The organism is Shewanella sp. (assembly GCF_051658185.1).
Lineage (GTDB): Bacteria > Pseudomonadota > Gammaproteobacteria > Enterobacterales > Shewanellaceae > Shewanella.
Window position 1 is genome coordinate 1 of the sequence record NZ_JBOFMC010000362.1, and the last position, 6,446, is coordinate 6,446.

Annotated in this window: 6 protein-coding genes and 1 pseudogene; 2 read left to right on the top strand and 5 right to left on the bottom strand. The window is 51.7% G+C overall.

Annotation, left to right across the window (positions count from 1 at the left end):
* From ACRCZA_RS13785 to ACRCZA_RS13805, 5 genes are all read right to left on the bottom strand, one after another.
* The coding region (locus tag ACRCZA_RS13785; RefSeq protein WP_438674985.1) for a bifunctional molybdopterin-guanine dinucleotide biosynthesis adaptor protein MobB/molybdopterin molybdotransferase MoeA at nt 1–1,251 on the bottom strand (1,251 nt) is incomplete at its 3' end.
* A gap of 29 nt (nt 1,252–1,280) precedes the next feature.
* The gene (mobA, locus tag ACRCZA_RS13790; protein ID WP_438674986.1) at nt 1,281–1,874 is read right to left on the bottom strand and encodes a molybdenum cofactor guanylyltransferase MobA; all 594 of its coding nucleotides are present in this window, start codon (nt 1,872–1,874) and stop codon (nt 1,281–1,283) included.
* A complete protein-coding gene (locus ACRCZA_RS13795) occupies nt 1,858–2,568 on the bottom strand; it encodes an ATP-binding cassette domain-containing protein (protein WP_438674987.1) in 711 nt (236 codons plus the stop codon). The genes mobA and ACRCZA_RS13795 overlap by 17 nt, the downstream gene beginning before the upstream one ends.
* A gap of 2 nt (nt 2,569–2,570) precedes the next feature.
* The gene (locus ACRCZA_RS13800; RefSeq protein ID WP_438674988.1) at nt 2,571–3,278 is read right to left on the bottom strand and encodes an ABC transporter permease; all 708 of its coding nucleotides are present in this window, start codon (nt 3,276–3,278) and stop codon (nt 2,571–2,573) included.
* Nucleotides 3,275–4,099 (bottom strand): substrate-binding domain-containing protein, encoded by an 825-nt coding sequence (locus ACRCZA_RS13805; RefSeq protein WP_438674989.1) that lies wholly within the window; start codon nt 4,097–4,099, stop codon nt 3,275–3,277. The genes ACRCZA_RS13800 and ACRCZA_RS13805 overlap by 4 nt, the downstream gene beginning before the upstream one ends.
* A gap of 289 nt (nt 4,100–4,388) precedes the next feature.
* On the opposite strand from ACRCZA_RS13805, the gene ACRCZA_RS13810 reads away from it, so the two are divergent.
* Both ACRCZA_RS13810 and ACRCZA_RS13815 read left to right on the top strand, forming a co-directional pair.
* Complete coding sequence (locus ACRCZA_RS13810) at nt 4,389–5,771, top strand: sigma-54-dependent transcriptional regulator (RefSeq protein WP_438674990.1); 1,383 nt, start codon at nt 4,389–4,391, stop codon at nt 5,769–5,771.
* Nucleotide 5,772: 1 nt separating this feature from the next.
* Nucleotides 5,773–6,446 (top strand): annotated as a pseudogene (locus tag ACRCZA_RS13815) (two-component sensor histidine kinase); the annotation flags it as partial.

Consider the following 6,446-nt stretch of genomic DNA (forward strand, 5'->3'; position numbering starts at 1 on the left):
AATGCCTAGGTCGATGACTTCACAGCCTAAACGTTTAGCCATAGCCTTGATGGTGAAGCGGTTTGAGTCATAGATGCAGTTGGCTTTTAGCTGCGCACCTGGGGCGCTCACTTCATCTCCTGTCGAAAATACAGCGACGCGGGGGCGGCGATGCACGCTGACCTTATCTAGTCCAAGGGAGGCGAGCAAGCCTTGCTCGGCAGCGCCAAGGCGTGTGCCTTGGCTTAAGCCGACATCCCCCTTGGCAATATCTTCGCCGGCGAGGCGAACGTGCTGGCCTTTGGCAATGGGCCCTTCGAGGCTAACCACACCGTCAGTTTCGCAAGCGAGCTCGCGGGGCTGAATGGTATCTGCTCCCGCAGGTAGCGGCGCGCCCGTCATAATGCGTACAGTCTCTCCGGGGAGCAACGTGCCGTGGTAGTGATGCCCGGCAAGCACCTCGCCCACTCGCGTGAGGGTTGCTGGCATGGGGTCTTGGTAGCAAAAGGCGTAGCCATCCATCGCAGAGTTAGTCTGCTGCGGGACGTTGATAGGAGAGATGCTGTCGCAGGCGAGTACGCGGTTATCTAAGGCGTCAAGCGCGACCTCTTCGGTGGCGGCGACTGGGGTCACATGGGATAAAATGTGTGCCAAGCCTTGGCTGACCGAGAGATTGTTATCATGGCCAACGGCACAGGCATCGACGGCATTAATGGGTAATTGCACGTCGGGTGCCTGCCAGTTTTTGGCATATTCCATCACAAAGTCAGCAATTTGGTCGACGTTGTTTAAATCGAGTCTGCGTAGCTGCTGGGGTAGCTCGGTGTCGTCACAGCAGGCGATGGCGAGAATATTCTCATCTTGGGTATAGATAAATGGCTTGCCGTGGGCTGCGCGGTGCAATTCGATTTTAGGTAACGCAAGCTTTTTAAAGCCTTCAACTAGGACGATATCGACCTTGTCAGCTTCAATTTGTTTGAGCAAATGGACTAATTCGGGATCCCCTTCGCGGGCGTCTTCGGTCATCAGTGCCCAGCGCACATGGGAGGCGACCAGCATTTGCCTTGCCCCTGCTTTGCGCATTTCGTAGCTGTCTTTGCCGGGAATGTCGACATCAAAATTATGGTGGGCGTGTTTGATCACGGCTAAACGCAATCCCCGTCGATTTAATTCGGGGATCAATTGCTTGAGCAAGGTGGTTTTCCCTGTGCCGCTATAGGCACAAAATCCGAGAACGGGAATAGATAGCGGATTAATAAAGGGATGACTCATTTGCACCTCAAATTCGAGTTATTAGAGCGTTAGCTATGGCGGATTGCGTCTGCCAGCAGTTGCTTTTGTTCCGGGGTATTGATATTCACAAAGGCATTGGGCTGATCGGTGAATTTTGCGACCGCGCAGTGGTGGTTAGCATACCAAAAATCAATTTTGCGCTCACCCGCCTCTAGAAAGGCTTTCATCGAGTCGCGTAAACTCGGTTTTAGCAGTAATACCACGGGCTGTTCAAACTCCCCGTCACTGGCGACGGCCAATTCGGCTCCTTCTGCCTCAAGTGCGGCCAGTAAGCGCGCCACTAAATCGCGGGGCAGTAGCGGGCAGTCGCAGGGTACAACTAATAAATAATCTGCCGTGGTTTGCCCTAAGGCGGTGATCATGCCAGCCAAGGGGCCAAGAAACCCCGTGTGCTCATCACTTATCACCTTAAAACCAAACTCAGCATAGCGGGTTTGGTTGCGATTTGCGTTGATCAGGATCTCCTTAACCTGAGGTTTTATCCGGTCGAGAGTGTGTTCTATCATGGCTTTGCCGTTTAATTCGACCAAGCCCTTATCGTCTCCGCCCATGCGGCGTGCCATGCCGCCAGCGAGGATCACGGCATCAATTTGTCGCGACATGTAAGGCTCCCTGAGTTGCCAAAAAGAGGGGGGGATTAGCAGCGGTGAGAATGTGCTCGCCTTCAATCTGCCAACGTTGTTGGCACAGTGCCGTGAGCGCGCAGTGTTGGTGGCTGCTCACTAATAGCCCGGTGCCTTCTTGTTTAAGTTGTTGGATCATTTGTAATACTAACGCTTGGGAATCTCGGTCCATATTGGAGGTGGGTTCATCAAGCATCAGTAGTTTAGGTTGCAGTATCCACGCCCGCGCGATAGCAAGGCGCTGGCGTTCGCCACCAGATAGGTCGGAGGCTCTGGCGTGTAATAGTGACCCTAATTGAGCCATATCAATGGCTTGTTGTATGCGCAGTGTTGCTTGGCTGGACGATTCTGCACTTAACTGGGCGCCATAGTTGAGGTTGTACTCGACTGACCCATCAAATAAATAGGGATGTTGATGCAGATATACGGCTTTTCCTAGGAGAGGGTTGCGCTTCCACCAGGGATTTTTGGCAAAGCCGCTCGCCTCGATAACCCCTTGAGTGGGGCGGATCAACCCGGCGAGAATTTTCATCAGGGTGGATTTGCCCGTGCCATTGTCTCCCTGCAGATAAATCACATCCCCTTGGCAGAAGGCTAATTGGTCTGCCTGAAATAGGCGGCGTGCCCCAAATGACATCACCAGATCACGGGCGATGAGTTTAACTTCTGTCATTGTTAATGGCTCCTCGGCGCGGCTTTGCCTCGCAAACTGCCCAAGGCGAAGTTGAGGATCAAGGCGAGGATCAGTAACACTAAGCCTAGGGCGATGGCCTGAGCAAAATCGCCCTTACTGGTTTCCAGCGCGATGGCCGTGGGAATATTGCGGGTGAGATGTAAAATATTGCCGCCAACCATCATAGAGCAGCCCACCTCGGTTAAAATTCGGCTAAAGGCCGCAACGACAGCTAAGAGCAAGGGCATGCGCAGCTCTCGACAGAGGGTCCATACGGCGCGTAGCCATGAGGCGCCTAAGGTGCGTGCGGTTTCCCAAGCCCTGCGATCCACGCTAGTAAAGGCGGCCTGACTCATGGCGATAAGCACTGGGGCACAAATTAACATTTGCCCGAGGATCATCCCTTGTTGGGTAAAGAGCCACTTTAACTCTCCAAGCGGACCATTGCGGGTCAACAGTAAATAGACCAAAAGTCCAATGACAACCGTGGGGATAGACTGCAAGGTTTGCACTAGGTTAGTGACCAACCATTTGCCGCGAAAAGGCGCAAAGGCTAGCACAAAACCCAGCGCGATAGAGGGGATGAGGGTGATAAGCAGTGCCGCGAAAGAAACCGAAAAGGACACATAAATAATAGACCACACCTCGGGGTCTAATGAAAACAGCAGGCTTAGCGCCTGCTGTAGTAATACTAACCAGCCGTCATTCATTCGCTATAGGTTGCCTTGAATAATTGCTCGCCTTCCACTTTGAAGCTGTTGATCATCTGTTGACCTTCCTTGCTGATCAGCCAATCGCTAAATGCTTTAGCCCCTTTATGGTTTAAATCCGGGTACTTAGCGGGGTTGATCTGGATGACTTGGTAAGGGTTGGCAAGGCTTTTACCCCCTTCAAAATCCACACTTAAATCGAGCTTGGTTTTGTATGCCACAAAAGTTCCACGGTCCGACAGGGTGTAACCTTGTAATTCGTTGGTCATCAGCAGGGTTTTACCCATGCCTTGTCCCACCGAAGTATAACCTTTGAAATCCAGCGTGACACCTGCGGCTTTCCATATTTCTAACTCTTTGATATGAGTGCCGGAGTTATCGCCCCGGGAAATAAACGCTGCCCCAGATTTGGCGATTTTCGCAAAGGCTTCTTCGGCGGTTTTGCTGTCACGAGCCTTGGCGGGGTCGTTTTTCGGGCCTAACAGCACAAAATCGTTTTCCATAATGCCGCGGGGTTCAACCCCAAAACCATCGGCCACAAACTTGGCTTCGGCGGCGGGGGCGTGCGTCATCACCACATCGACATCACCTTGTTCGCCGAGTTTTAATGCTTTACCTGTACCCGTGGCGATCACTTGCACTTTATATCCCGATGCTGCTTCAAACTTCGGCAGCAACTCTTTTAATAGGCCGGTGTTTTCGGTACTGGTGGTGGTGGCCAGTTTAATCACTTCGGTTGATTGAGCGGGGAGCGTGGTGAACACACAGGCCGCAACCACTAGGCCAACGAATGATTTTATTGGGTTTTGGATTTGTAGCATGGGTACTCCTTGGCGAAAAATAAGCCCACTCAATAGCCTTCAGAATGGGAAGGTGCAAATGGTCATGCGTGTCCTTGAAAGCAAATAAGATGCCAAACTGAAATTTAGAGAGTTTCTTGCCGCTAAGCGCACAACGGTAGCCAAATTGTGACACTCGTCGTGGGGGTGAAATAATAATGACAGACAAATTGTCTCACAGCTCAGTTATTCTAGCCCATAGTGACCTATTCGGCTGGCTTCACTGCTATAATCGGTTACAATTGAGTCAAAATGTCCAGAAGTAAGCACTATGAGCCTGATAGATACTAACCTCAAGCCGCTGCCCTCCGCGGTATCTGTGTTGATTGTTGACGATGAGCCGGGTATGCGCAGCTTTTTAAATAAGGCGCTGTCGAAGAAATTTGCCTTAGTAGAAACCGCCGCCAGCATTGAGGAGGCGGAGCAGCTACGTAGTCGTTGTCACTTTGATCTGCTGATTGTTGATATTCGTTTACCCGGCCGCTCTGGGATTGAGTGGCATGAAGCGCTTGATGAGCAAGGGCGCCGTTCGGATATCATTTTTATGACAGGATATGCGGACATGGAGGTGGCGATAACGGCGCTGCGGGCCGGGGCTTCCGATTTTATTATGAAGCCTTTTCATCTTGAGCAGATGATGTCGGCGGTGGATCGTTGTATTGAGCGGCGCTTGCTGAAGCGGGAAAACTTAATGTTACGCCGCGAGGTCTCTATTGGTTATTCTTCGACCATCATTGGTAACAGTGAGGCAATGAAGTCGGTCAAGGACATTATTGAACGTGTTGCCCCGACCAATGCGGTGGTGCTCATTCAGGGCGAATCGGGTACGGGCAAGGAGTTGGTCGCAAGGCAGCTGCATTTACTCAGCGGGCGCCAAGGGCCATTTGTGCCGGTCAATTGTGGCTCGATAGCGCCAGAGTTACTGGAAAGTGAATTGTTTGGCCATACCGCGGGCGCTTTCACGGGGGCGAAGGGCAATCGTGAAGGGCTGTTTAGTTTTGCCTCTGGTGGGACTATCTTCCTCGATGAAATTGGTGAAATGCCGCTGAAAATGCAGACCGCGCTCCTGCGGGTGCTTGAGCAAAAGGCCATTCGCCCCGTGGGCAGCGAGCGGGAGGTCAATATTGATGTCCGCGTGATTGCGGCGACGAATCGGACATTAATTGAGGAGGTCGAGGCGGGTAATTTTCGACGTGATTTATATTACCGTTTGAATGTACTCGATATTTTTATCCCTCCCTTGCGAGAGCGCCCAGAGGATGTGGTTGAGCTTACCCATCATTTCACCCGGCAATTAGCGGCTGAGTTGGGAGTCAGGGAAGTGGTGTGGAGCCATGAGGATATGGTGAAATTACAGCAGCATGAGTGGCCGGGGAATATCCGTGAGCTGCGTAACATGATCGAGCGCTGTATTTTGCTTGGCAAGCCACCCGCCGAATATTGGAAGCAACAGATTAAGAGTGAAGTGACTGCCGCAATGGGATATCCCCTTGATTGGGCGCTAAAAGAGGTTGAAAAGCATCATGTGACTAGCGTCGTGGATTTGCATTCAGGCAATAAATCTGCCGCGGCACGAGACTTGGGGGTGTCACGCAAAACCCTAGACCGTAAATATAAAGAGTGGTTTGACGTTAGCGACGAGCAGGAGTCTTAGGGTGTCCTTTTTTACTCACTTTTTTGGTGTCAGTTGGCAGCAAATGCAGGCCAAGGTGCGCTATCGCATTTTAATTTTGACCCTGTTGCCGATTTTATTGACCTTGGTGAGTTTAGTGTTTATCACCATTTATTGGAATATTAGCTATACGGGCAAGCAGCTGTTTATGAAGGTAAAAGCTGATTTGACCGTCGCGCAAAACACCCTACAACAAGTGCAAGTGCGCCAAGAGAAGCAGCTCGAGCGGGTGATGACCTCTTGGACCTTCCAAAATGATTTTCGGCCAGTGCTCGCGGGCCGGCTTGAGCATCGCGCTAACTTGGATGCGTTTTTGCAGGAGCAAAAAAATCAATTAAACCTCGATTTTTTGCGCTTAGTCAGTGTCACCGAGGCGGCTGCGGATCCCGATTTACGGCAAATTCTCCCCAAGATGGAGGGCACCTCAGCCTATTCCGGCCTGATGGTGTTATCCCCTGAGCGCCTAGCGCGTATTCACCCTGACTTGGTTGCGCGGGCGAGCATTGCGGTGATGCCCACCCTTAGGGCTCAGAGCCCTGATAAAGCACTAGAAGAGCGTGGCTTGCTGAGCCGCAGCCTACTGCCTGTCGCAGATATTGAGGGTAAGGTGGCTTGGTATCTCGATGGCGGCATTTTATTTAACCGCGATACGCGCAT

What these genes read in the sequence shown, in the direction of transcription:
- mobA (WP_438674986.1), bottom strand. Translation starts at nt 1,874, where the DNA reads ATGTCGCGACAAATTGATGCCGTGATCCTCGCTGGCGGCATGGCACGC.
- ACRCZA_RS13800 (WP_438674988.1), bottom strand. Translation starts at nt 3,278, where the DNA reads ATGAATGACGGCTGGTTAGTATTACTACAGCAGGCGCTAAGCCTGCTG.
- ACRCZA_RS13810 (WP_438674990.1), top strand. Translation starts at nt 4,389, where the DNA reads ATGAGCCTGATAGATACTAACCTCAAGCCGCTGCCCTCCGCGGTATCT.
- ACRCZA_RS13805 (WP_438674989.1), bottom strand. Translation starts at nt 4,099, where the DNA reads ATGCTACAAATCCAAAACCCAATAAAATCATTCGTTGGCCTAGTGGTT.
- ACRCZA_RS13795 (WP_438674987.1), bottom strand. Translation starts at nt 2,568, where the DNA reads ATGACAGAAGTTAAACTCATCGCCCGTGATCTGGTGATGTCATTTGGG.